This is a genomic window from uncultured Meiothermus sp. (assembly GCF_937863175.1).
Taxonomy (GTDB): domain Bacteria; phylum Deinococcota; class Deinococci; order Deinococcales; family Thermaceae; genus Meiothermus.
Map to the genome: position 1 here is coordinate 1 of NZ_CALMCQ010000073.1, position 1,291 is coordinate 1,291.

Sequence of the window (1,291 nt, forward strand, 5' to 3'; positions counted from 1 at the left end):
AAGTTCCGTGGCCTCGCCCGGAGTCTGGGTGGGCGATCACTCGAGCCTGTAAGCCTGCCCTGCCCTGGGAAACCAGGGCCTCAAAAGCACCGCCCGACTGCCCCTGCCACCAGAAAAGGCCTCCCAACAACACCGCCAGAACACCCACTCCTCCCCAAACCCAGGGCATGGGCGAGGGCTTGGGCCTGGAACTGTACCTGGCCGAGGCCGCTTTCTTCTTCTTCTTGGGTTGCGTTGCCATCTGATCACCCTGAATGTTCAGCTTAGGGGGACGCTAAAGTCTCGACTACCCCACCATCCCACATTTCAGTGCCGTCCAGCTCCACTATCCCCGACCTGAACCCGTACCCCCTCCACACACAAAACCTTGCATACTGCCTTCAAGGCCCCTCTACCCGGTTGCACGGTCAAGGGTGCAATACCCAGATAATGGGTCGGCAACCGTACTCTGGATACCCTTAGATGCCCTGAAGCCACTTTTATCGGGAGTAACGCTTCCTTCAGCCTCGGTTAAGAATCCACCCCGCATCCCCTTCAGTTTTCAGGAGCATTCTCTAAAGCAGGAGGAAAAACCGTGCATAAGACCTTACACAAACTCGCCGGACTTGCCCTGGTGGGCCTGCTCGCCGCCTGTGGAACCGGGTCGCAGACCCCCAACACCCTAACTCAGACCGATGCCCAGGCTCTTTCGGAAGCAGCCCAGGGCGATCTGCAACTCACGGGCGCTTTACTGGGGGATGCCAGCGCGGCTGCACTGAACGCCCAAAGTAGCATGGATAGCCTGGATGCCGCGGCCCAGACCTGGGGCCTGCCTCGACGCATTAACCTGATTTTGCGGGCGCTGGGCGTGCTTTACCTGCCCCCACTGGGCAGTGGGAACTGCACCATCCACACCACCCCCTCCCCGCTGGTAGATGCCGACGATGACGGCGTGCCCGCCAATGCCACGACTGCCTACGACTGCAGCTACACCGGCCCCGGCGGCACCAGTTACGCTTTGAATGGCTCCATTACCCTCGAGGACACCAACGACAACCAGCAGTACAGCGGCTTCGGTGTCACCTTCAACAACTTCAGGTCACGCATGAGCGGCGATAACCGTTCGGTGGAGCGCACCCTGAACGGTAGCTATTCGATGGACAAGCAGGATGCCACCCTGTTCAAGATCAGCAAAAACTACACCCATGGCATCACCAAGACCGTCTTCAACAACACCTACACCGGCTCGCTGATCTTCAATGTCCACAAGACCTACGCCCCCGACAACGATGGGGATAGCAACCCCTGGAAT

The 1,291-nt window shown here is 59.3% G+C and carries 1 protein-coding gene and 1 pseudogene; one reads left to right on the top strand and one right to left on the bottom strand.

Annotation, left to right across the window (positions count from 1 at the left end; genetic code table 11):
* A pseudogene (locus tag Q0288_RS02850) lies at positions 1 to 241 on the bottom strand (hypothetical protein); the annotation flags it as partial.
* A 333-nt stretch (positions 242 to 574) separates the two neighbouring features.
* Here Q0288_RS02850 and Q0288_RS02855 point away from each other — a divergent pair.
* Positions 575 to 1,291 (top strand): hypothetical protein (locus Q0288_RS02855; RefSeq protein WP_299426885.1); only part of this gene is annotated, 717 nt, incomplete at its 3' end.